General features: G+C 74.0%; 21 protein-coding genes. 13 read left to right on the forward strand and 8 right to left on the reverse strand.

The window, feature by feature from the left end; all coding sequences use genetic code 11:
* Positions 1 to 133: 133 nt before the first annotated feature.
* The 9 genes from ACQP2P_RS17945 to ACQP2P_RS17985 are packed head-to-tail and all read left to right on the forward strand — an operon-like array spanning position 134 to position 9497.
* The gene (locus ACQP2P_RS17945) at positions 134 to 481 is read left to right on the forward strand and encodes a cupin domain-containing protein (RefSeq protein WP_433617443.1); all 348 of its coding nucleotides are present in this window, start codon (positions 134 to 136) and stop codon (positions 479 to 481) included.
* Positions 474 to 1838: a class I tRNA ligase family protein gene (locus ACQP2P_RS17950; RefSeq protein ID WP_433617444.1), complete on the forward strand. Its 1365-nt coding sequence runs from the start codon at positions 474 to 476 to the stop codon at positions 1836 to 1838. The genes ACQP2P_RS17945 and ACQP2P_RS17950 overlap by 8 nt, the downstream gene beginning before the upstream one ends.
* A complete protein-coding gene (locus ACQP2P_RS17955; RefSeq protein ID WP_433617446.1) occupies positions 1838 to 2848 on the forward strand; it encodes an FAD-dependent oxidoreductase in 1011 nt (336 codons plus the stop codon). The genes ACQP2P_RS17950 and ACQP2P_RS17955 overlap by 1 nt, the downstream gene beginning before the upstream one ends.
* Positions 2835 to 4121 carry a SidA/IucD/PvdA family monooxygenase gene (locus ACQP2P_RS17960; RefSeq protein WP_433617448.1) on the forward strand — a complete coding sequence of 429 codons (1287 nt, stop codon included), beginning with the start codon at positions 2835 to 2837 and terminating at the stop codon, positions 4119 to 4121. The genes ACQP2P_RS17955 and ACQP2P_RS17960 overlap by 14 nt, the downstream gene beginning before the upstream one ends.
* Positions 4118 to 4435 carry a hypothetical protein gene (locus tag ACQP2P_RS17965; protein ID WP_433076103.1) on the forward strand — a complete coding sequence of 106 codons (318 nt, stop codon included), beginning with the start codon at positions 4118 to 4120 and terminating at the stop codon, positions 4433 to 4435. Before ACQP2P_RS17960 ends, ACQP2P_RS17965 begins: the two co-directional genes overlap by 4 nt.
* On the forward strand, positions 4432 to 5655 hold the full coding sequence (locus ACQP2P_RS17970; RefSeq protein WP_433617450.1) for an ATP-grasp domain-containing protein: 1224 nt from the start codon (positions 4432 to 4434) through the stop codon (positions 5653 to 5655). The genes ACQP2P_RS17965 and ACQP2P_RS17970 overlap by 4 nt, the downstream gene beginning before the upstream one ends.
* Positions 5652 to 6881, forward strand: coding sequence for an MFS transporter (locus ACQP2P_RS17975; RefSeq protein ID WP_433617451.1), 1230 nt, complete (start codon positions 5652 to 5654; stop codon positions 6879 to 6881). The genes ACQP2P_RS17970 and ACQP2P_RS17975 overlap by 4 nt, the downstream gene beginning before the upstream one ends.
* A 13-nt stretch (positions 6882 to 6894) precedes the next feature.
* Positions 6895 to 8148 (forward strand): ATP-grasp domain-containing protein, encoded by a 1254-nt coding sequence (locus ACQP2P_RS17980; protein WP_433617452.1) that lies wholly within the window; start codon positions 6895 to 6897, stop codon positions 8146 to 8148.
* On the forward strand, positions 8145 to 9497 hold the full coding sequence (locus tag ACQP2P_RS17985; RefSeq protein ID WP_433617454.1) for a hypothetical protein: 1353 nt from the start codon (positions 8145 to 8147) through the stop codon (positions 9495 to 9497). The genes ACQP2P_RS17980 and ACQP2P_RS17985 overlap by 4 nt, the downstream gene beginning before the upstream one ends.
* Here the strand turns inward: ACQP2P_RS17985 and ACQP2P_RS17990 are convergent.
* Together ACQP2P_RS17990 and ACQP2P_RS17995 are read right to left on the reverse strand one after the other, a co-directional pair.
* The gene (locus ACQP2P_RS17990) at positions 9383 to 10600 is read right to left on the reverse strand and encodes an aromatic ring-hydroxylating oxygenase subunit alpha (RefSeq protein ID WP_433617456.1); all 1218 of its coding nucleotides are present in this window, start codon (positions 10598 to 10600) and stop codon (positions 9383 to 9385) included. The two genes, ACQP2P_RS17985 and ACQP2P_RS17990, sit on opposite strands and share 115 nt — an antisense overlap.
* A 57-nt stretch (positions 10601 to 10657) precedes the next feature.
* Positions 10658 to 11023 (reverse strand): DUF2203 domain-containing protein, encoded by a 366-nt coding sequence (locus ACQP2P_RS17995; RefSeq protein WP_433617457.1) that lies wholly within the window; start codon positions 11021 to 11023, stop codon positions 10658 to 10660.
* A gap of 66 nt (positions 11024 to 11089) precedes the next feature.
* On the opposite strand from ACQP2P_RS17995, the gene ACQP2P_RS18000 reads away from it, so the two are divergent.
* From ACQP2P_RS18000 to ACQP2P_RS18015, 4 genes are all read left to right on the forward strand, one after another.
* Entirely contained in the window at positions 11090 to 12259 is a 1170-nt protein-coding gene (locus ACQP2P_RS18000; RefSeq protein ID WP_433617458.1) for a tetratricopeptide repeat protein, read from the forward strand.
* 148 nt (positions 12260 to 12407) lie between these two features.
* Positions 12408 to 13253 carry a hypothetical protein gene (locus ACQP2P_RS18005; RefSeq protein ID WP_433617459.1) on the forward strand — a complete coding sequence of 282 codons (846 nt, stop codon included), beginning with the start codon at positions 12408 to 12410 and terminating at the stop codon, positions 13251 to 13253.
* A gap of 116 nt (positions 13254 to 13369) precedes the next feature.
* Positions 13370 to 13711 carry an STAS domain-containing protein gene (locus tag ACQP2P_RS18010; protein WP_433617461.1) on the forward strand — a complete coding sequence of 114 codons (342 nt, stop codon included), beginning with the start codon at positions 13370 to 13372 and terminating at the stop codon, positions 13709 to 13711.
* Positions 13704 to 14096 carry an ATP-binding protein gene (locus ACQP2P_RS18015; protein ID WP_433617462.1) on the forward strand — a complete coding sequence of 131 codons (393 nt, stop codon included), beginning with the start codon at positions 13704 to 13706 and terminating at the stop codon, positions 14094 to 14096. The genes ACQP2P_RS18010 and ACQP2P_RS18015 overlap by 8 nt, the downstream gene beginning before the upstream one ends.
* A 34-nt stretch (positions 14097 to 14130) precedes the next feature.
* Here the strand turns inward: ACQP2P_RS18015 and ACQP2P_RS18020 are convergent, their stop codons facing one another.
* From ACQP2P_RS18020 to ACQP2P_RS18045, 6 genes are all read right to left on the reverse strand, one after another.
* On the reverse strand, positions 14131 to 15678 hold the full coding sequence (locus ACQP2P_RS18020) for a PP2C family protein-serine/threonine phosphatase (protein ID WP_433617464.1): 1548 nt from the start codon (positions 15676 to 15678) through the stop codon (positions 14131 to 14133).
* A gap of 49 nt (positions 15679 to 15727) precedes the next feature.
* Positions 15728 to 17020, reverse strand: coding sequence for an extracellular catalytic domain type 1 short-chain-length polyhydroxyalkanoate depolymerase (locus ACQP2P_RS18025; RefSeq protein ID WP_433617465.1), 1293 nt, complete (start codon positions 17018 to 17020; stop codon positions 15728 to 15730).
* Between the two features lies 1 nt (position 17021).
* Positions 17022 to 18392 carry an endo-1,4-beta-xylanase gene (locus ACQP2P_RS18030; RefSeq protein ID WP_433617467.1) on the reverse strand — a complete coding sequence of 457 codons (1371 nt, stop codon included), beginning with the start codon at positions 18390 to 18392 and terminating at the stop codon, positions 17022 to 17024.
* 153 nt (positions 18393 to 18545) lie between these two features.
* Positions 18546 to 19358, reverse strand: a complete 813-nt coding sequence (locus tag ACQP2P_RS18035) for a carbohydrate ABC transporter permease (protein WP_433617469.1) — start codon at positions 19356 to 19358, stop codon at positions 18546 to 18548.
* Between the two features lie 4 nt (positions 19359 to 19362).
* Positions 19363 to 20319, reverse strand: coding sequence for a carbohydrate ABC transporter permease (locus tag ACQP2P_RS18040; protein ID WP_433617470.1), 957 nt, complete (start codon positions 20317 to 20319; stop codon positions 19363 to 19365).
* Positions 20320 to 20339: 20 nt separating this feature from the next.
* Positions 20340 to 21656 carry an ABC transporter substrate-binding protein gene (locus tag ACQP2P_RS18045; RefSeq protein WP_433617472.1) on the reverse strand — a complete coding sequence of 439 codons (1317 nt, stop codon included), beginning with the start codon at positions 21654 to 21656 and terminating at the stop codon, positions 20340 to 20342.
* Between the last annotated feature and the right edge of the window lie 88 nt (positions 21657 to 21744).

Below are 21744 nucleotides of genomic sequence, written 5' to 3' on the forward strand. Positions count from 1 at the left end.
GGCCACTCGTTCGGGTCCGTCGGATACGAGATACGGAAACCCCCGTGCGTGCAGGCACCGCAGGCGAACCGCAAGCGGGCACCGCAGGCGACCGCAACCGCGGCGCAGGGGCGGGCGTCGATAGTCATCCGCCATGCGGACCTATCAATTGGGCCGCGGGCCGAACCGGCCCGTCGGCGGCGTGGACGTGTTCCGGTGGGACGGCTACGACGGCGTGGGCGCGCTGCCGTTCCGCGCGATGTGGTACCAGGTGCCGGCGGGCGGGGTGAGCCCGCAGGACCAGCACCCGGAGCTGGAGCTGTCGATCGTCGTGCGGGGCGACGCCGCCGTCGAGGTGGACGGCAACGAACCGGTCGATGTGCGCACCGGCGACGCATTCCTGCTCGAATCCGGCGAACGGCACGTGGTGCACAACCGCCGCCCCGACGAGCCCCTGGTCGTGTTCAGCGCCTACTGGTACGCGCAGGCCGGCAATGGCTGAGCCCGAGCCGCTGGTGGACGTCGTGTCCATCCCGCCGCCGACCGCCAACGGTCCGCTGCACGTCGGGCACCTGTCCGGCCCCTACCTCGCCGCCGACTTCGCCGCCCGGGCCGCCCGCGCCCGCGGCGAGCACGTCCTGGCCATGGCCGGCGTCGACGTGCACCAGAACTACGTGCTGACCCGGGCCGAGCTCGACGGCGTCGACGTGGACAAGATGGTCGACGGCTACCGCGACGAGATCGTGGAGGCGTTCCGGCGGGCCCGGATCGAGTACGACGCCTTCGTCGACCCCCGCGCCCCCGGCTACGCCCCGGCGATGGCCACGATGGTCGCCCGCCTCGTCGAGCGCGGCGCCCTGCCCATGCGGGAGCTGGAGCTGCACCGCTGCGCCGGCTGCGCCCGGACCCTGCACCACTCCTACGTCGAGGGCCTGTGCGGCGCCTGCGGCCACGAGGCCTGCGGCGGCGGCTGCGAGGGCTGCGGCGGCTTCACCTCGGCCCAGACGATGGTCGAGGTGCGCTGCGCCCGCTGCGGCGGCGCCCCGGTGCCGTTCACGGCCGCCGTGCCGGTGCTCGACCTCGAGGCCCACCGCCCCGCGCTGCAGTCGCTGTGGCTGCGCGCCGAGCTGCCCGTCGACGTGCGCGCGCTCATCGACACCGCCCTCGCCCGGCCCCTGCCGGCCGTCCCGGCCGCCTACCCGACCGACTGGGGCGTCGCCGGCACCGGCCCGATCGACGGCATGCGCCTCGACGTGTACGTCGAGGTCTGCCTGAACTTCGTGCGCGGCGTGGCCCAGGCCCTGCGGCCGGGCGTGGCCGAGGACCCCGCGGCCTTCGCCGAGGTGTGGAACCGCCGGGTGCGCGGCATGTGGAACTTCTACGGCATCGACAACGCCTACTTCTACGGCATCATGTGGCCGGCCCTGCTCGCGACCGCGGGCGTGGACCTCGGCCGCCTCGCCGGGATGAGCGTGGTGAACCGGTTCTTCACGCTCGACGGGTTCAAGTTCTCCACCAGCCGCAACCACGCGGTGTGGGCCAACGACCTGCTCGCCGACGCCGACCCGGGGATCGTGCGGCTGTTCCTGGCCTTCAACCGGCCCGACCGGGTCGGCAGCGACTTCACCCGCGAGACGTTCGAGGCGTTCGCCGCCCACGTCCGGCCGCTGCTCGACGGCGTGCGCACCGAGGGCGCCCTGCCCCCGGCGCTGCTCGCGGCCGAGCGGCAGCGGGGCGAGCTGGCGCTGCGCTACACCGGCTTCGACGCCCCGCTCGCCGCCCGCGCCCTGCTGGCCCTCCTCGCCGCGGGCAGCGACGACGCCGCCACGCTGCGAGCCGTGCTCACCGGCCGGCGCTGATGCGGGTCGGCATCGTCGGCGCCGGCATCGCCGGCTCCCTGCTCGCGTGGCGGCTCGCGCGGAGCGGGATCGACGTGGAGCTCGCCACCGGCCCGCCCGGCCTGCGCGACGCGACGAGCGTCTCCGGCGGGGCGGTGCGCGGCTACGAGCCGCACCCCGAGCAGCGCGAGCTGGCCGTGGCGAGCCTCACGGAGCTGCGCGCGGACGCGGACCTGCGGCGCTGGGCGGACTTCCGGCCGTGGCCGTCGGTCATCGTCGGGCCCGCGGACGAGCGCGCCCTGGCCGGCCTCGACGCCCGGATCGTCGGCGAGCGGGAGCTGACCGAGCTCGGCTGGGCGTCCCTCGCGCCCGGCACGACCGCGGTGCGCGACGACACGGGCGGGCGCATCGACCCGGCCGCCCTGCGCGCCGCGGTGCTCGCGGACCTGGCCGGGCGGGCGGCGGTGCGCATCGGCGCGCGGCTGGCCCGCGAGCCCGACGTGCTCGTCTACGCCGCCGGCGCGTGGACGCCCGGGCTGCTGGGCCGGGCCGGGCTCGACGCGCTCGGGCTGCGGGTCAAGGCGATCCGGTACACCGTGCACCGCTGCCGCGGCCCCCTCCCGCCGATCTTCGCCGACGGCCCGCTCTACGGCATCCCGCTCGGCGACGACCTGCTGCTCGCGGGCGTGGCCGGCGAGGAGTGGGGCGTCGCGCCCGGCGACCCGCCGCCCCGCCCGCCCGCCGACGTCGCCCGGCTGCTGCGGCGCCGGCTGCCCGGCCTGCGCCTCGGCCCGCCCGTGCGCCGGGCCGACGCCACCGACTGCTACGCCGACCCGCCCGTGCTGCGCCTGCGGGAGGTGCCCGGCACCGGCGGCAGGGTGCGGGCGTTCACCGGCGGCTCCGGCGGCGCGGCCAAGACCGCGCTCGCGGCCAGCGCCCGCGCCGCCGAGCAGATCCTGGCCGGCGCGCGGCACGACCGCGCCCCGGCCCTCCCTCGACACCCCCAGGAGGAATCGCGTGTCCAGCAATGACGTGCCCGAGTACCACGTGGCCGGGATCGGGGCCGGTCCGGCCAACCTGAGCCTCGCCGCCCTGTTCCCCGCCGCGAGCCTCGGCCGCATCGCGCTCTTCGACAACCAGCCCGGCCCGGCCTGGCACCCGGCGCTGCTGAGCCCGGGCGTGCGGATGCAGACGTCGTGGATGAAGGACCTCGTCTCGCTCGTCGACCCGCGGCACCGGCTCACGTTCATGAACTACCTGGTCACCTCGGGCCGGCTCTTCGCCCTGCTCAACGCCCAGTTCGACACGATCCCGCGGCTGGAGTACGTGCGCTACCTCACCTGGGCCGCCCGCCGCATCGAGGGCATCCACTACGACACCGCCATCGAGCGGGTCACCTGGACGGGCGACGGGTTCGAGCTCTTCGCCGGCGGCCGCCCGGTCGCCCGCGCCCACCACCTGTCGATCGGCGTCGGCACCCGGGCCAGCCGCCCGGAGTGGATGCGCGGGCTGCCGGAGCACGCCGTGTTCATCGCCGACGAGCTCACCGGCCGGCTCGACGCCCTCCGCGGCGATCTCGCCGCCCCGATCGCCGTCGTCGGCGGCGGGCAGACCGGCCTCGAGTGCGTGCTCAAGCTCATCGGCGCCGGCTTCACCGACGTGCGCTGGCTCGGCCGGCGGCAGTGGTTCCAGACCATCGACGACTCCCCGGTCGCCAACGAGTTCTACCGCCCGGCCCACCAGCAGTTCCTGCAGCAGCTGTCCCGGGGCACCCGGCGCCGGCTCGTGGTCGAGCAGGGCCCGACCGGCGACGCGCTCACGCCCGGGGCGCTGCGGGTGCTGTACCAGGCCAACTACGACCGCATGCTGGACCTCGACCGGTTCCCGGCGGTGCTGTACCCGGGCCGCGACGTCGTGTCCGTCGGCGTCGAGGCCGGGGCCGGCGGCGACGAGCTCGTCATGCGCTGCGACACCCCCGGCGGCCGCGAGGAGCACCGCGCGCGGCACATCGTCGTGGCCGTGGGCCGCGAGGCGAGCCCGGTGCCGTTCGACGACGACCTGGCCGAGCGCGTCGAGTACGACGACGACGGCGACATGCTCATCGAGCCCGACTACTCGCTGCGCTGGAAGGGCATGAACGGGCACCGCATCTTCGTGCTCAACCGGGCGCGGTACAGCCACGGCGTCCCGGACGCGAACCTCACCCTGCTGCCGGTGCGGGCCGCGACCGTCATCAACGCGATGGCCGGCCGGGCCGTGTTCAACGTCATCGACGAGCTGTGCCCGGTCCGGTGGATCGCATGAACCGCTACGAGGGCCTGCTCGTGCAGCCGGAGGAGCCCAACGGCGCGCTGGGCCGCTACCACCAGGACGGCTCGCTGGTGTGGGCCGAGTTCGAGGGCGGCCCCGTGCGCAGCGGCCGGCTCGTCGGCACGTGCGGCGACGACGGGGTCATCAGCGCGGCCTACTGCCAGGTCATGGCCGACGGTGCGGTCGTCGCCGGCACCTGCGTGAGCACCCCGGACCGCCTCGCCGACGGCCGGCTGCGGCTGACCGAGCGGTGGCGGCGCGCCGACGGCTCGGCCGGGGTGTCGCGCATCGAGGAGGTGCGGGCATGACCGCGGCGGACAGGCCGCTCGTGCTGCTGGTCGGCACCGGGCACAAGGACTACCGGCGGTACCTGCTGGAGGAGATCGCGCCGCACTACCGCCTGCACCTCGTCAGCCCCGCCGCGCCCACCTGGGAGGAGCCGTACCTCGCCGGCTCGACCCAGGTGGCCGACCTGGGCGACGCCGACGCGCTGACGATCGCGGCCAAGGACGCCGGCGACGTGTCCGGGGTGCTGTGCTGGGACGAGGCGTTCGTGCTGCCGGTGGCCCGCGTCGCCGAGGCCCTCGGCCTGCCCGGCCCGGGCTCGGCCGCCGTCGCCGCCTGCCGCGACAAGCACCTGACCCGCACCGCGCTCGCCGCGGCCGGGGTCGCGCAGCCGGAGTCGGTGCTCGTCGCCTCCGCCGGGGAGGCCCTGGCCGCGGCCGGGCGGATCGGCTACCCGGTCGTGCTCAAGCCCCGGGCACTGGCGGCCAGCCTCGGCGTCGTGCGCGTCGACACGCCCGCGCAGCTCGAGGCGAACTTCGCGTTCGCGCGGGACACCACGGTGCCCGGGGCGCCCGCCTACGAGGTCTCGGTGCTCGTCGAGCGCTTCGCCGACGGCCCCGAGATCTCCGTCGACGCGGTCGTGCACCGGGGGCGCGTGACGCCGATGGTGCTGGCCCGCAAGGAGCTCGGCTACCCGCCGTACTTTGAGGAGCTCGGGCACCTCGTGGACGCGGCCGACCCGCTGCTGCGCGACGAGGCGATCGCGGCGCTCCTGCAGGCCACCCATGACGCCCTGGGCTTCGCCGACGGCGTGACCCACACCGAGCTGCGGCTCACCCCCGCCGGCCCGGTCGTCATCGAGGTCAACGCGCGCCTCGGCGGCGACCTGATCCCCTACCTCGGCTCCCGGGCCACCGGCGTCACCCCCGGGCTCGCCGCCGCGGCGGCCTGCTGCGGCATCGAGCCGCAGGTGCGCCCGGGCCGGGCGCTGAGCGCCGGGGTGCGGTTCCTCTACGCCGAGCGCGAGGACACCCGCATCGCGACCATCGGCTTCGCCGGCGAGCCGCTGCCGGCGGCGGTGGACCGCATGGTGCTCGTGGCGGGGCCGGGCACCGTGGCCTCGCCGCCGCCGAAGGGCACCACCATGGGCCGGCTCGGGTTCGTCACCGCCGTGGCGCCCACGGCCGGCGAGGTCGCGGCCGCGCTCGCCGCCGCCGCGGCCGACCTGCGGGTGACGTCGTGACCGGGGTCGCCGGCGTCGAGGCCGAGCCGCGCGCGGAGCCGGCCGACGCCGGGGTGCTCGCCACGCTGCGGGCCACCCCGGCGCCGGTGCGGGCCCTGCTCGCCGGCGTGCTCGTCAACCAGCTCGGGACGTTCTTCCAGGCGTACCTCGTGCTGTTCCTCACCGCCCGCGGCTTCTCCTCGGCCCAGGCCGGCTGGGCCCTCGGCGTCTACGGCGCCGGCCTGGTCACCGGGCTGCTGGCCGGCGGCGCGCTCGGCGACCGGCTGGGGCCGCGCCCGACGACGCTGCTGAGCATGGCCGGCTCCGCGGTGCTGCTGCCGGCCGTGCTGTACCTGCACCGGTACGCGGCCGTGCTCGTCGTCGTCGCGCTGGTCGGGGCGACCACGCAGCTGTTCCGCCCGGCCGCCTCGGCGATGCTGGCCACGCACACCGCCAAGCAGCGCCGCGTGATGATCTTCGCGGTGTACCGGCTGGTGCAGAACATCGGCGCCACCACCGCTCCGCTGCTCGGCGCGCTGCTCGTGGCCGTCTCCTACGACCTGCTGTACTGGGTCGAGGCGGCCTCCACGGCGGCGTTCGCGGTCCTGGCCGTGTTCCTGTTCCCGCGCGGCCGCGGCGAGCACGCGCCGGGCAGCGGGGACCGGGGCGGCTACCTGCCGGTGCTGCGGGACCGGCGCTACACGCTGTTCCTGCTCGCCATGTTCCTCAACGTCTTCGTCTACGTGCAGTACGTCGCCGTGCTGCCCCTGGCGATGCGCTCGGCCGGCCTGACGACCGGCTGGTACGCGGCGATGCTGTCGCTCAACGGGTGCATGGTGGTGGCGTTCGAGCTGCTCATGACCAAGGTGACCCAGCGCCGCCCGCCCCGCTACGTGGCCGCGGCCGGGTTCGCGCTGCTGGCGCTCGGGCACTCGCTGTACGGCGTGCCGTGGGGCGTCGCCGCGTTCGTGGCGGGCACCGTCGTGTGGTCGCTGGCCGAGCTGATCGGCGGGCCGACGATGTTCGCCTACCCGGCCCTGGCCGCGCCCGAGGAGCTGCTGAGCCGGTACCAGGGCGCGGCCCAGGCGATGTACGGCCTCGGCACGGTCCTCGGGCCGGTCTGCGGCGTCGCGCTGTGGCTCGCGCTCGGCCCGCCGGTGTGGTGGGTCTTCGGCCTGACCAGCCTGGCCGGGCTGGCCGCGGCCTGGTTCGGGATGCGCCGCGCCGGCGCCGCCCACGAGTCCTGAGGAGGGAGTGACCATGCAGGAGCAGCGGTACGCGGTCATCGTGGAGCCGGTGTCGACCGGGCACGAGTACGCCGACGCCTTCCGGGCCGAGGGGCTCGAGCCGGTCGCGGTGATGATGGCCGAGCACGCCGTCGAGGCCGTACACGACACCTGGCACCCGGAGAACTTCGTCGCCGTGCACGTGCTCGGCGACCGCACGCCCGAGCAGATGGCGGGGGAGCTGCGGCAGTACCGTCCACAGTGGCTGGTCGCCGGCAGCGAGATGGGCGTGGAGCTGTGCGACGCGCTCGCCGCGATCCTGTGCCCCGGCACGGGCAACGACCCGGCGTCCACCCTGGGGCGGCGGGACAAGTGGCACATGGCCCAGGCCCTCGCCCGGGCCGGCCTGCCGCACCTGCGCCAGTTCTGCTCGGCCGACCGGGACGAGATCGAGCGCTGGATCACCGAGCAGGGCCTCGCGGGGGAGCGGTTCGTGGTCAAGCCGCCGAAGTCCGGGGCCACCGACGACGTGCACCTCATCCTGCCCGGCGAGGACTGGCACCCGGTCTTCGACCGCATCATCGGCAAGATCAACCATACCGGCGTGCGCAACGACGCCGTGCTGGTGCAGGAGTTCGGCGAGGGCACCGAGTACCTCGTCGACACCTACTCGGTCGACGGCCGGCACGGGCTCGTGGACGTGTGCCGCTACGCCAAGCACCGCCGCGACGACCGGATCGGCATCTACGAGCGGGTCCAGTTCCTCGCCCCCGACGACCCGGACGTGGCCGAGGTGGCGCCGTACGTGTTCGACGTGCTCGACGCGCTGGGCGTGCGCAACGGCCCGGGGCACAGCGAGGTCATGCTCACCAAGCACGGCCCGCGGCTCATGGAGACCGCGGCCCGCCCGGCCGGCGGCGGCCACCAGATGATCACGCGGATGTCCACCGGCGACAGCCAGATCGCCCGGACGGTCGCGCACCGGCTGCGCGGGGAGTTCAAGCCGGGCTACGAGCTGCGCCGGCACCTCTCGGCGGTCTTCATCTCCTCGCCGGCCGCCGGCATCTGGCGCAACGGCGACATCTTCGACGGCGTCGACGCGCTGCCCACGTTCGTGGACAAGCACTTCCCGCTCGGCACCGGCGACCTGGTGCCGGCCACCGACGACCTGGTCACCTACCTGGCCTGGGTCATCCTGGCCGGGCCGGACCCGGACGCCATCGAGGCCGACTACCAGCGCATCAAGGCCATCGAGAGCCGCATCGAGATCGAGCGGGTGGACGCGTGAACGCCGTCACCGAGGCCTACCTGGCGGCGGTGGCCGCGGGCCGGATGCCGGCCGAGGAGCTGGCCAAGGCGGTCCGCGCCACCGGGCTCAACGACGCCATCTACCGCAACGGCCACCTGGCCCGGCCGCTGTTCCTGGCCCGGGCCGAGCGCGAGCGCCTCGACGCCGACCTGCGCACCCTGCACGGGCTGCTGACCGGCCTGCCGGAACGGCTCTTCGGCGGCGACGCGGGCGCGTTCGCGGCCGCCGTCGGGGCGCAGGGACCGCAGGTGGACGCGGCCCGGGCGGCCGGCGGGCAGGTGACCCGGCTGTCGCGGGCCGACCTGTACTCGGATGCCGAGGGCTTCAAGCTGCTCGAGCTCAACGTGAGCGGCGCGGTCGGGGGCCTGGAGAACTCGATCCTCAACGCGGCGTACCTGGACAGCCCGCACTTCGCCGAGTTCGCCGCGCAGCACGGCCTGGGCTACGCCGACACGATGGCCGCGCTGTGCGAGACCCTGCGCGACGAGACCGGCGCGGCCGGCGGCAGCCCCGTGGTCGCGATCGTCGACTGGCCGGACAGCTACCCGGAGCTGGAGCCGATGCTGCGCAAGACCGCGGCCCGGCTGGCCGGCTTCGGCATCGACGCGCTGGTCGGGCACGCGGGGCAGGTCGAGTGCCGCGACGGCGGGGTGTTCCTCGGCGGGCGGCGGGTGGAGGTGGTGTACCGCCTGTTCCTCATGGAGGACCTGCTGCGCCCCGAGGGCCCGGCGCTGCTCGACCCGCTGCTGGCCGCGGCGGCCCGGGGCGAGGTGGCGATGTTCACCCCGATCGCCTCGGAGCTCTACGGCAGCAAGGCGGCGCTGGCGCTGCTGTCCGACGAGCGGCACCGCGACCGGTTCGACGCGGCCGAGCTCGACGTCGCCGACCGGGTCCTGCCGTGGACCCGGATGCTGCGGCCGGGCCCGGTCACCGTCGACGGCGAGCGGGAGGAGCTGCTCGCCTACGCGCGGCGGGACCGGGAGCGGCTGGTGCTCAAGGCGACCATGCTGCACGGCGGCACCGGCTTCGTGGCCGGCTGGCGCACCGGCCCGGACGAGTGGGACCGGGAGCTGCGCCGGGCCGAGGGCGGCCCGTTCGTGCTGCAGCGCCGGGTCATGCCCGAGCCGGAGCTGATCCCGGAGCCGGACGGCACGCTGCGGCCGTGGGTCGCCGTGTGGGGCGCGTTCCTGACCGGCCGCGGGTACGCGGGCACCTACGTGCGGGCGGTGCCGGGCTCGGACGCGGGGGCGGTGGTGGCGAGCGGGTCGCTGACCGGCTGCGTGTTCCACGAGCACGCGGCGGCGATCGCGCCGGCCGGGTCGAGGTAGGCGGCGGCGACGAGGGCGATCCACTGGTACACGGCGTCCTCGTTGTCCGCCAGCGGCCCGGGCACGTAGTGCGGGGAGCTCAGCCCGCGCTGCACCGACTCGGTCGCGGCCCAGTCCTGCCGGTTGGTGAGGTCCCAGAAGTCGGCGGCGTACGACGGGTCGTCGATGCCCTCGGGGAAGTACCAGCTGCACTCGACCTCCGTGCGCCCCGGCGCGAGCGGCGTGAGCCGGTGCGTCATGACGTAGTCGGGGTGCGCGGAGATCAGCAGGTTGGGCAGGAGCGTGACGTAGAGGACGGTCCGCCTTGGGGCGCCCTCGATGAACACCCCGGCGCCGCGGCCGTCGAAGGACATGGTCTCGGCGTGCTCGCGCAGGTCCATGGTGCCGCCGACCCAGGCGCCCGGCAGCGCCCAGTTGTCGCCGGACGTCGGCGGCGACACCTTGCACAGCTCCGGGTGGATGAGCGGGCAGTGGTAGCACTCCTGGTAGTTCTCGACGATCGCCTTCCAGTTCGCCTCGACCGCATATGCGTGGCGGGCGCCCAGCCGCAGGCTTTCCGGGGTGTACGGCCGGAGCAGCCCGTCCAGCGCGCCGGTGTACTCGGCCACGGGCGGCGCCGGGGTGCCCGCGTTCACCAGCAGCCAGCCGTGCCAGACGGCGGCGGGCAGCTCGACCAGGCCCAGCTCGTCGCCGTCGAAGTTCGCGACGCCGGCCATGTGCGGGGCGGTCGCCAGCGCGCCGTCGAGGCGGTAGGCCCAGCCGTGGTAGGGGCACACGGCCGAGGCCCGGTCCGCGGTCTCGCCGTCGGCCAGCAGCTCGTGGGCCCGGTGCCGGCACAGGTTCGCGAACGCTCGCGGGCGGTCGCCGAAGGTGAGCAGTACCCCCACGTCACCCACCGTCACGGCGCGCTGGTTGCCGCCCTCGGACAGCTCGTCGAGGCGGCCCAGGGTGGTCCAGGCGCCCGCGAACAGGTGCCGGCGCTCCCACGCGAGCACGGCGGGATCGGTGTACGCGGCGGCCGGAAGGGTCCGGCTCGACCCGAACGGGCGCAGCGCCGGCTCGATCCCGGCCGGGTCGAGCGGTGCCGCCGGGGGTTGTGTCATGCGTCCAGCCTGGCGCGTCGCGACCCCCGTGTACATGCGCCGCCGGGGTGCTCGCGCCTACTGCGTCAGCGGCCGCCGGCCCGCGAAGCCGAGGTCGACCCGGTGGTACCAGCTGAGCTCCGCGTCCCCCTCGAGCCAGCACAGCAGCACGTCGGCCCCGTCGAGCTCGGCCGGGAAGTCCACCAGCAGCGGCGCCAGCCCCTTGAGGTGCGCCCCCGTCGCCCGCACCGCCGTGATCAGCTCGTCGAGCAGCGCCTCGGCCGCCTTGAGCTCCGCCATGCCCCCGAGCGCGGTGGGCGGCCCGCCCGGCGCCAGGGCCGCCGCCAGCTCGGCCGCGTCGGCGCGAACCGCGACCAGCTGATCGAGCGAGGGCCGAATGCGAGCCAGCTCCGCCCGCGCCTGCGCGACGGTGAACAGCACCATGGCCCACACCCTCCCACCCCACCTGAAGATCACCCCCACCGGGTGTGGCCGGAGTAGCCTCCGATCGTGGACCTCATCGCGGCCTGGGAGGCCGGCACCGGTGCGGAGCGCGAGCGCCTCGGTCCGGCGCTCGAGGCCGCCCTCACCACCGCCGGTCCCGACCTCACCGGCCGGCTGGCCCTCGCCGAGCGGCTGGCCGAGCTCGACGAGCGCCGCGCCGTCGCCACCGCGCACCTCACCGCGATCCTCGACGAGCAGCTGCGCACCCGGGCGAGCGACGACCCGGAGGTGCTCGAGACCCGGGCCGCCCTCGCCCACGCCGGCGGCGGCGACGCCGCGGTGCTCGCGGCGGTGCTGGCCGATGCCCTGCGGTCGGCCGGCCCCCGGCACGCCGTCACGGCGCACGTGCGGCTGCGGCTGGCCCAGGCCCACGAGCGGGCCGGGGACACCGCGGCGGCCCGGCACCTGCTGCGGCGCGCGATCGCCGACGCCGTGCGCGGCCTCGGCCCCGACCACCGGCGCACCGTCGGGCTGCGGCTGGCGCTCGCGGCGGTCTACGAGCGGGACACCATCCGCTACGCGAGCCTGCACCGCGGCGCGCTGCGGGCGTACCGGAGCCTGCTGGGGGCGCAGCGGCAGTACCACCGCACGATCGAGAGCCTCGAGCGCGTCCACGGCCCGGGCGCCCCGATCGTGCTCGCGAGCCTCGAGCGCCTCGCGGACCTCTACGAGCGGACGGGCACCCTGGGCGCGGCGACCGCCCAGTACGAGGCCTCGCTGCAGTGGCACGAGCTGCGCCACGGCCCGGACGCGCCCGAGACCCGGGCGGCCCGCGACACGCTCGCCCGGGTGTACCTGCGCGGCCGCCACCCCGAGCGCGCCGTGCCCCTCTACGAGCCCGTCCACCACGACCCGGCCGAGGGCGAGCCCGACGAGGCGCTGGACGACCTCGCCGAGGCGCACCTGGCGGCGGGCGACGAGGCGGCGGCCCAGGAGGTGTACGAGCGGCTGTTCGCCCTCCTCGCCGAGCGCGACGGCCCGGACGCGCCGCCGACCGTGCTCTACCTGGCCGAGGTGGCGGAGGCCTTCGACGACGCGGGCGCCCCGGCCTTCGCGGTCACCTGGCACGAGCGCCTGGTCGCCGCGCTGTCCCGCGCCGAGCCGCGCGACGACGAGGCCCTGACCCTGGCTCGCGTCCACCTCGCCGCCGCCCGCGACGGCGCCGCCCGCCGCTGACCCGCCGCCCGCCGCTGAGCCGCCGCGGTCACCCGTTCGGGGACTTCGCCGCGGCACGGCGGCCGGTGCTGCCGACGAATCGGGCATTTTGTGCATATCGTCTCATCGGGTCGCGCCGGGCGGCCCGTTCGGACGATGTGGACGTGCGATGGGCGAGCGGGACGTGGCTTGGGTGCGGCGAGTGCCGGTGGCGGTGGCGGTGGTCGTGATCGGTCTGGCCGGGCCGGCGTCCGCGGCCCACGGGGAGACCGCGGCGCCCCGCGCGTCCAGCGCGTCCAGCGCGTCCACCGCGCCGTCCGGTTCTGTGCTGCCGGCCGCCGTGCCGTCGGCCTCGGTGTCCGGTTCGGCCGGGCGGCCGCGCGCGATGGCGGTGCCGTCGGCCTCCGCGGCCGGCCGGGCGTCGGCGGCCGCGGCGGTCGTGTCGGTGCGCGGGCGGGCCTGGAACGACCGCAACCGCGACGGCATCCGGCAGGGCGGCGAGCCGGGCATCGCCGGGCTGCCTGTGGCCGTCTTCGCCGTCGGGGAGCTCGCCGGGGCGGCCAAGCAGGACGTCATCAAGCAGCTGGTCGCACGGATGCGGGCGCGCGACACCAGCGGCGGCGACGTGCGGCAGACGGTGACGGGGCGCGACGGGACGTACACCGTGAGCGGCCTGCCGGCGGGGACCGTCGTCGTGCTCATGGGGGCCGGGCCCGTCGACGGCAACGGGAACATCCCGGCGGTCGAGTGGGTGTTCACGCGCGCCGGGGCCGGGAGCGACCGCGGCCGTGACTGCGACTTCGTGCCGTTCGCGGACGCGGGCGGGCCGGCCGTCTTCGGGGTCTCCGACGTGATCACGATCGCCGGCGGCGGGTCCGCCGTGCTCGACGCGGGGCTCTACCGGCGCCCGGTGCTGGCCGTGACCGGCATCGACGTCGCCGGCGTCGGCTGGACCGGGCTGGCCCTGGTGTGCGCCGGCTGGGTGCTGGTTCGGGCCGCGCGGCGACGGGTCTGATCCCGGCCGTCGGACGCGTCCGGGCACACCGGTGGCATCCGCGGCGGACGCCGACGGCCGCGGATGCCATGATGTGTCGCGAAGGTCCGGACATCCGAGGAAGGGGCCGCGGTCGGATGGCGCGGTTCGAGGCGGTGACATCGGTCGAGGGGCACCGGGCGGCGGTTGCGCTCTCCGGGGAGTGTGACCTGTCGGCCCGCGAGGAGTGCACGGCGGCCCTCCTGGCCGCGGTGGAGACGTCGCCGCAGGTCGTGGTGGATCTGGGCGGGCTGACGTTCCTGGACTCCAGCGGCGTGCACGCGCTGGTGACCGCCTTCCGGGCGGCTCAGGACCGCGGCCGGCGGCTCAGCGTGGTCGGCGCGGCCGGGATGGTCGCGCACGTGCTGGAGATCACCGGCGTCGGCGGGCTGCTGAGCCCGCGGGGCGACGCCGACGCGGACGGTGCCCGCAATGGTTGAGCATCCGGCCCTCCCCGGCGAGTCGATCGCCTACCAGCTGGTGTCCGACCTGGCCGCCGTCCGCGAGTTCGTGACCGCCCGCGCGCTCGCGCTCGGGCTCTCCCGCGACCGGGCCGACCTGCTGACGCTGGCCGTCAACGAGCTGGCGACGAACACGCTGCAGTACACCGAGGAAGGCGGCGAGGTCCAGCTGTGGTCCGAGTCCGGCCAGCTCTTCTGCGACGTGCTCGACCAGGGGCCGGTGCTGCACTTCGGCGCGGCGATGCCCGCGGCCGACGCGGTGCGCGGGCGCGGCCTGGCCATCGTGGCGATGGTGTGCGACCACGTGGCCGGCTTCGCGGGCGCCCGGGGCTCGGTCGTCCGGCTCCGGCTGGGGATCGGCTAGCGATCCGGCCGCGACGACCGGGCCGGACGATCGGCTAGGGATCGCCCAGCACCCGCACGGCCAGGGTGCACGTGTCGTCGTCCGGGTTCGGGCGGTGCAGCAGCTTGCGCAGGCCCGCCAGCGGATCGGTGACGCCCGGCTCGGTCGCCGCCGCCAGCGCCGCCTTCACCCAGTCCAGGTGCGTGCCCACCTCCATCGTGCGCCGCTCGACCAGCCCGTCGGTGTAGAGCAGCACCACGTCGCCCGGCTCCAGCGCGGTCTGCACCGCGGGGTAGCCGGCGTCCGACGCCGCCCCGAGCAGCAGCCCCGGCGGCAGCGACAGCTCGGCGGCCGTCCCGCCCCGCGCCAGCAGCGGCGGCCGGTGCCCGGCCCGGGCCCAGGTGAGCCGGCGCTCGTCGGCGTCGTAGACCCCGACGAGCGCCGTGCCGGTGATGCCGAGCTGGATGCAGAGCCGGTTCATGTGGCCCAGCAGCGTCCCCGGCTCGTGGATGCCGATGGACAGCCACGCGACGAGGGCGAAGCGCAGGTGCGCCATGCCGTTGGCGGCCTCGAGGCCGTGCCCGGAGACGTCGCCGACGGCGAGCACGACCGAGCCGTCGGCGAGGCTCTGCGCGTGGTACCAGTCCCCGCCCACCCGCAGCGCGCTCTCGGCGGGCAGGTAGCCGACCGTGGCCCGCAGCCCGTTGAGCGGGAACGGCTCGCGCGGCACCGGCTGGATGAGCTGCTGCAGCTGCCCCGCGAGGCGGTGCTCGGCCAGGGCCGTCATCTCGCGCGTGCGCAGCTGGTCGCTGAGCCGCTCGATGGCGCCGCGGGACCGCTCGCGCGCGGACACGTCCTGCACGACGGCGTAGATCTTCAGCGGCGCGCCGCCGGCGTCGCGGGCCAGGTCGGACAGGATGCGCAGGTGCTTGACCGCGTCGCCGACCTGGAAGCGCACGGTGACGTCGGACGTCGCGCCGTCGCCCGGGCGCGTGGGGGAGGCGCTGTCGAGGGTCTGCCACGACAGCTGGGCGACCGGACGGTCCTCGGGCACCACGGCCGCGGACTGCTCGGCGAGCGGCATCGGGCCCAGGGCCGGGTCGCGCTCGAAGATGCGGTACAGCCCCGGCGACCACTCCATCTGCCCGGTGACGAGGTTGTACTCCGACCACCCGAGACTGCCCAGCGACTCGGTCCGGTCGAGGCGGCGCCGCGCCTCGTCGACGCGCTCCCACCACACGAGCAGCCCGCCGAGCATCGGGTGCACGCTGATCACGAAGCTCGAGTCGGCGGCCACGCCCGCGGAGTGCTGCGCGAAGCGGAAGTCGTCCAGCGTGGCCGGGGCGCCCGTGCGCAGCACCCGCAGGTAGAGCGCCCACAGCGGGCCGCCCTCGACCGTCGGGTACAGCTGCGTGATCGACCGCCCGACGCGCGCGGCTCCGAGGCCGTAGAGGTCGGCGCCCGTGCCGCTGGTGGCCGCGACGAGGAAGTCCGACACCTCGCCCGCGGCGTCGTGGACCGGGCGCAGCCAGGTGCAGCCGGCCGGTACGGCAGTCAGGATCTTCCGCACGACCGCCGCGATCGCGTCGGCGTCGTCAGCCATGCCCGCAGCCTATATCGGCACCGGGCGATCGCGGCGGCGGTGCGGTGGATCAGGAGGCCGAGCAGGTGGGCGTCAGGGTGCCGGCGGTGCCGGTGCCCTGGATGCCGAACTCGGTGTACTGACCCGCGTTCACGTGCCCGTTGTAGGAGACGTTGCTCCAGGTGTTGCCGGAGCGGGTGACGTTCCACGAACCGGTGACGGTGGCGCCGCTCGGCAGCGTGAGCCCGACGGCCCAGCTGTTGATCGCGGACGCGCCTGCGGTGACGCGGACGGTGACGACGAACCCGCCCTGCCACTGGTTGACCGACGTGGTCGCCGTGCAGCCGCCGGTGCCGCCACCCGGGCTGGAGGGCGACACGGACGGCGAGGCCGAGGAGCTGGACGGCCGCGGCGACGCCGACGAGGACGAGGGCCGGGGCGTGGGGCCCGGGGTGTTGAGCCCCATGAACTCGATCGCCATCGCGGCCTGCCCGGCCAGCGGCAGGGAGTGCCCGACGCCGCTGACGCTGATGCCCTCGACCGGCGGCGCGACGCTCGCGCTGCCGTAGCGGGTGCGGGTCCAGCCCGAGCGCGGTGTGTCCGTCAGCGCCGGCGTCTGGCTGACGCCGAGCACGTTCGTCCACTGCTTGATCTCCTCGCCGAAGTTCGGGTAGGCGAGGGTGGTGTCGGTCGTGCCGTGCCACACCTGCATCCGCGGGCGCGGGCCGGAGTAGCCCGGGTAGGCGGCCCGGACCATGTCGCCCCACTGCTGCGGCGTGTAGATGCGCTGGCCGGAGGAGCACTGGCTGTTCCACGACGAGCCGTCGGTGGTGGCGAAGCAGCCGAACGGCACGCCCATGAACGCGGCGCCGGCCTTGAACACGTCCGGGTAGTCGCCGAGCAGGACGTTGGTCATCATCGCGCCGGAGGAGGCGCCGGTGACGTAGACCCGGTTCGGGTCGCCGTTGTAGTGCTGCTCGGTGTAGGTGACCATCGACATGATGCCGACCGGGTCGCTCCCGCCGCCCCGGGTGAGCGCCTGCGGCGAGGAGACGTCGAAGCAGTTGCCGCTGCGGGTGGCCGACGGGTAGACGACGATGAAGCCGTACTGCGCGGCCAGCGACGCGAACTCGGTGCCGGAGTAGAACGCCGGGCCCGAGCCGGTGCAGTAGTGCACGGCCACCAGGATCGGCGGCTTCGCCTGCACGTTGTCGGGCACGAAGATGTGCATCCGCAGCCCGCTGGGGTTGGTGCCGAAGTTCGTCACCTCGGTCAGCGTCGCGGCCTGCGCGGGCTGGGCGAGCACGAAGACGCCGGCGAGGGCCAGGGCGATGCCGGCGGCGACGGCGAGCAGACGGCGCATGTCAGCTCCCCGCGCAGGTGGGCGAGAGGGTGCCGGCGGTGCCGGTGCCCTGGATGCCGAACTCGGTGTACTGGCCCGCGTTCACGTGCCCGTTGTAGGAGACGTTGCTCCAGCTGTTGCCGGAGCGGGTGACGTTCCAGGTGCCGGTGACGGTGGCGCCGGTGGGCAGGGTGAGCCCGACGGTCCAGGCGTTGATGGCGGCGGAGCCGGCGGTGACGCGGACGGTGACGACGAACCCGCCCTGCCACTGGTTGACCGAGGTGGTCGCCGTGCAGCCCTGGCCGCCGCCCGGGCCGGAGGGCGAGGTCGACGGGGACGGCGACGCGGAGCGCGACGGCGAGGTGGAGACCGGCGGGGGAGAGGTGGTGCCGCCCGCGTTCAGGGCGTCCAATGTGGACGTGTACGCCGCCTTCTTGTTGCCGTTGTTGTCGAACAGCAGCGGGTTGTCGCTGGAGCGCCAGGAGTCGCTGTCCCGGATGCCCCAGACCGTGATGCCGGTGCAGCGCGCCACGGCCAGGCAGGCCTTCGTGACGCTGGCGTAGGCGTTGGCCTGCTGGGTGCCAGAGTAGGCGATGTCCAACTCGGTGATCTGCACGTCCACGCCGAGGTCGGCGAAGCGCTGCAGGTTGGCCTGGTAGTCCGAGGTCAGCGGGGAGCCGGAGTTGATGTGCGACTGGAACCCGACGCAGTCGATCGGCACGCCGCGGGCCTTGAAGTCCTGCACCATGGTGTAGACGGCGGTGCTCTTGGCGTTGATCCCGTCGGTGTTGTAGTCGTTGTAGCACAGCTTCGCGCCCGGGTCCGCGGCCCGGGCGGTGCGGAAGGCGACCTCGATCCAGTCGTTGCCGGTGCGCTGCAGGTTCGAGTCGCGCCGCCCGCCGCCCCCGCCGTCGGCGAAGGCCTCGTTCACCACGTCCCAGGCGTAGATCTTGCCCTTGTAGTGCCCGGCGACGTTGGTGATGTGGTTGACCATCGCGTTGCGCAGCGCCGTGCCGGACATGTTCTGCGCCCAGCCGGGCTGCTGCGAGTACCAGGCCAGCGCGTGCCCGCGCATCCGCTGCCCGTGCGCGTTCGCGTGCGCCACGATCTGGTCGGCGCTGCCGTAGCTGAACTGCCCCTGGGTGGGCTCGGTCGCGTCCCACTTCATCTCGTTCTCGGGCGTGATCATGTTGAACTCGCGGTCGAGAATGCCGCTGTAGGTGGCGTCGCTGAGCTTGTACGCGGCGACGGCGGTACCGAAGTACCGCCCCTTGTCCGCGGCCGAGGCGCCCAGGGTGGTGGCGGCCTGGGCACTGCTCGCGAGGCCCACGACGACGGCGATCGCGGCCGCGCCGGCCAGTGCGATCGCGCCCCCGGTCCTTGCTCTGTCCATGGCGGGAGTCCTCCGAAACGTATTCTTTCCCGCTGATTCGCGGGCGCTTCCAGCGTTCCCGGAATTGCGCGGAAAAGATACGCTACGGAGGGTCTCACCAGGTCGAACACGGTATCGAAAACGTCATTCGTGAAACTTACAGCAGCCTATATTTCAGCCTTTTACTGAACCCGTTAAGCCGCCCACGATGCGCCGTTCCGCGAACACGAAGAAGCCGATTGCCGGGATCATCGAGGCCGCCGTGTACGCTAGGATGCGCGCGGTGTCCTGGGAGTACTGCGTCTGGAACGCCGCGACCCCCAGCGGCAGCGTGAAGTCCGTCGGATCGGACAGCACGAGCATCGGCAGCAGATACGCGTTCCAGCTCGTCACGAACGCGAGGATGGCGACGGTGGTGAGCGCCGGCCGGCTCAGCGGCAGCAGGATCCGCCAGAAGAAGCCCAGCCGCCCGGCCCCGTCCATGGCCGCCGCGTCCTCGAGCTCGCCCGGGATCGCGTGCATGAACGGGCGCAGGATCACGATGGTGATCGGCAGCGAGAACGCCGCCTCGGGCAGGGCCACGCCGAGCGGGTGCTCGAGCAGGCCGAGCTGGCGCAGCAGGAGATACAGCGGGAGGGCCGCGGCCGTCACCGGGAACAGCAGCCCGATGGTGAACAGCGTGTAGAGGCCCTCGCGGCCCTTGAACGTGTACCGCGACAACGCGAACGCCGCCATCGCCCCCGTGCCGACGGCCAGCGCGGTGGCGATGACGGCGATGAACGCGCTGTTGCCCATGGCCCGCCAGAAGACCGCCGAGGACAGCACGTCGGTGAAGTTGGTCAGCACCCAGGGGTCGGGCCAGCCGGCGGGCGAGGTGTTGATCTGGGCGTTGGTGCGGAATCCGCCGAGAATGGTGAACAGCAGCGGGACGACGGTGACGCCGACGACGACCAACGCCACCAGGTAGATGAGCGTGCGCTTGGCCATGCCGTCACTCCACGATGCGGGTCAGGGCGCCCTCGGTGTCGCGGCGCAGGGCGAAGCGCTGGTAGACCAGCGCGAAGATGAAGCACACGACGAAGAGCACGACGGCGACCGCGCTGCCGTAGCCGAACTCGTAGCGGCTGAAGCCGTGGTCGAGCAGGTAGGTGGCCATCGTGCTGGAGGCGTTCGCGGGGCCGCCCAGCGTCATGATCCAGACCAGGTCGAACAGCTGCAGCGAACCGATGATGGACAGGAAGATCCAGATGCGGATCGTCGGGCCGAGCAGCGGCAGCACGATGCTGCGCGTGGTCTGCCACGCCGTGGCCCCGTCGGTCGCGGCGGCCTCGCGCAGCTCCGGCGGGATGCTCTGCAGGCCGGCCAGCAGCAGGATGATGCCGAAGCCCAGGTACTTCCACGTGATCACGACGAACAGGGTGTAGAGCACCAGGTCGCCGTCGGCGAGCCAGTCCTGGATGACCCCGCCGAGCCCGGCCGCCTTGAAGATCTGGTCGACCAGCCCGTCCGGCTGCAGCATGAGCAGCCACACCACGGCGGTGATGGCCTCGGAGAGCACGTACGGCGCGAACACGATGAGCCGCAGCGCCGCCCGGCCGCGGATGCGCCCGTTGAGCAGCAGCGCGATGCCGACCGACAGCGGCAGCTGGATGAGCACCGACAGCACGGCGATGATGATGTTGTGCAGCAGCGAGTGCAGGAAGACCTCGTCCTGCAGCACCCGCGAGTAGTTGCCCAGCCCGAACCACGTGCCCGGGCTGAAGCCGGTCCACTTGTAGAAGCTGTAGTAGACGGCCGCCGCGATCGGCAGCAGCACGAACCCGACGAACAGCACCAGCGCCGGGGTCAGCAGCAGCGTGAGCTCGAGCCGCTTCGCGCGGCGCCCGCCCGGCCGGCGGGCCGGTCGCGACGCCGCGCGACCGGCCCGGGCCGGTGGTGCCGCCGCCACGGCGATACCACCCGATTGCGTCACTTGTTCGCGACCGCCTTGGTGAAGGCGTCCACGATGGCCTGCGGCGAGCCCTTGCCGGCGAAGAAGTCCGCGATCGCGTCGTTCAGCGCCTGGCCCACGCTCGTCGGCAGCGCCTGGTCGAAGTACACCTGGATGTACGGCGCCGAGTTGAGGTACTCCTGCACGGTCTTGAGCGACGGGTCCTGGATCGCCGAGATGGCCTTCGGGTTCGACGGCAGCGTCGCGGTGTTCGTCTGCACGAGCTTCGTCTGCACGTCGGTGCTGGCGATGTACTTCAGGAAGTCCGCGCACGCCGGCCCGGCCTTCACCGCGCAGGAGAAGCCGTCGCCGCCGCCGAGCGCGGTGCCGGGCGTGCCCTTGCCGCCCTCGATGGTCGGGAACGGGAACCAGCTGAGCTTCGAGGCGAACTGCTTGTCCTCGGTCAGCGGGATCATCGTCGGCAGCTCCCAGTCGCCCTGCAGCTCCATCGCGGCCTTGCCGTTGGCGACGAGGCCCGCCGAGCTGCCCGCGCCCTGCTGGGCCGGGGTGCCCAGGAACGCGTTCTGGAACGGGTTGGTGGCCAGGAACGCCTTGAGGTCCTCGCCGGCCTTGACCCAGCACGGGTCGTCCATCTTGAGGTTCTTCACCGTGGCCTTGACGGTGTCGGTGGAGCACTCACGGATGGCGAAGTACGACCACCAGAACGCGTCCGGCCACTTGTCCTTGCTGCCGATCGAGATCGGCGTGATGTTCTTGGCCTTGAGCTTGGCGACCGCATCGTTGAGCTCGGTCATCGTCTTCGGCGGCGCGGTGATGCCGGCCTGCTCGAAGAGGTCCTTGCGGTACCAGAAGCCCACGACGTGTAGGTCGTAGGGGATACCGTACTGCTTGCCCTCGACCTGCCAGCCGGTCGCGGCCTGGCCGAGCTCGCTGATCCACGGCTTGACCTGCTCGGTCATGTCCATGATCTTGCCGGACTCGACCTGCGTGGCCAGGGCGCCGCCGCCCCACTGCTGGAAGATGCTGGGCGGGTTCGGCGACTGCAGCGCCACCGAGATCTTCGTCTTCAGCGCCTCGTTCTGGGCCGGCTCGACCTTGAACGACACGTTGGGGTGGTCCTTGTGGTATTGGTCGGCGACTGACTGCCAGACGCCGAGCGCCGGGTCCTGCTGGCCGTTGTGCCACCAGGTGAGCGTTACCGGGGCGTTGGCGTCGGTCGGCGCGTCCTTGCTGTCGTCTCCGCAGGCGGTCAGGGAGGGGAGCGCCATCGACAACGCGACGGCGATCGCGGCCAGCCTCCGTGGGGTGCTCAGGCGGACGTTCAAAGTGATCATCTCCTGACGGGGGCAGGGGCGAGCTACAGGGCTCGGCCCTCGATGACCGCAGAGTCTGCGCCTTTGTTACGAGGGTTGTCAATCGTTG

Source organism: Dactylosporangium sp. CA-139114, from assembly GCF_050955725.1.
Lineage (GTDB): Bacteria > Actinomycetota > Actinomycetes > Mycobacteriales > Micromonosporaceae > Dactylosporangium.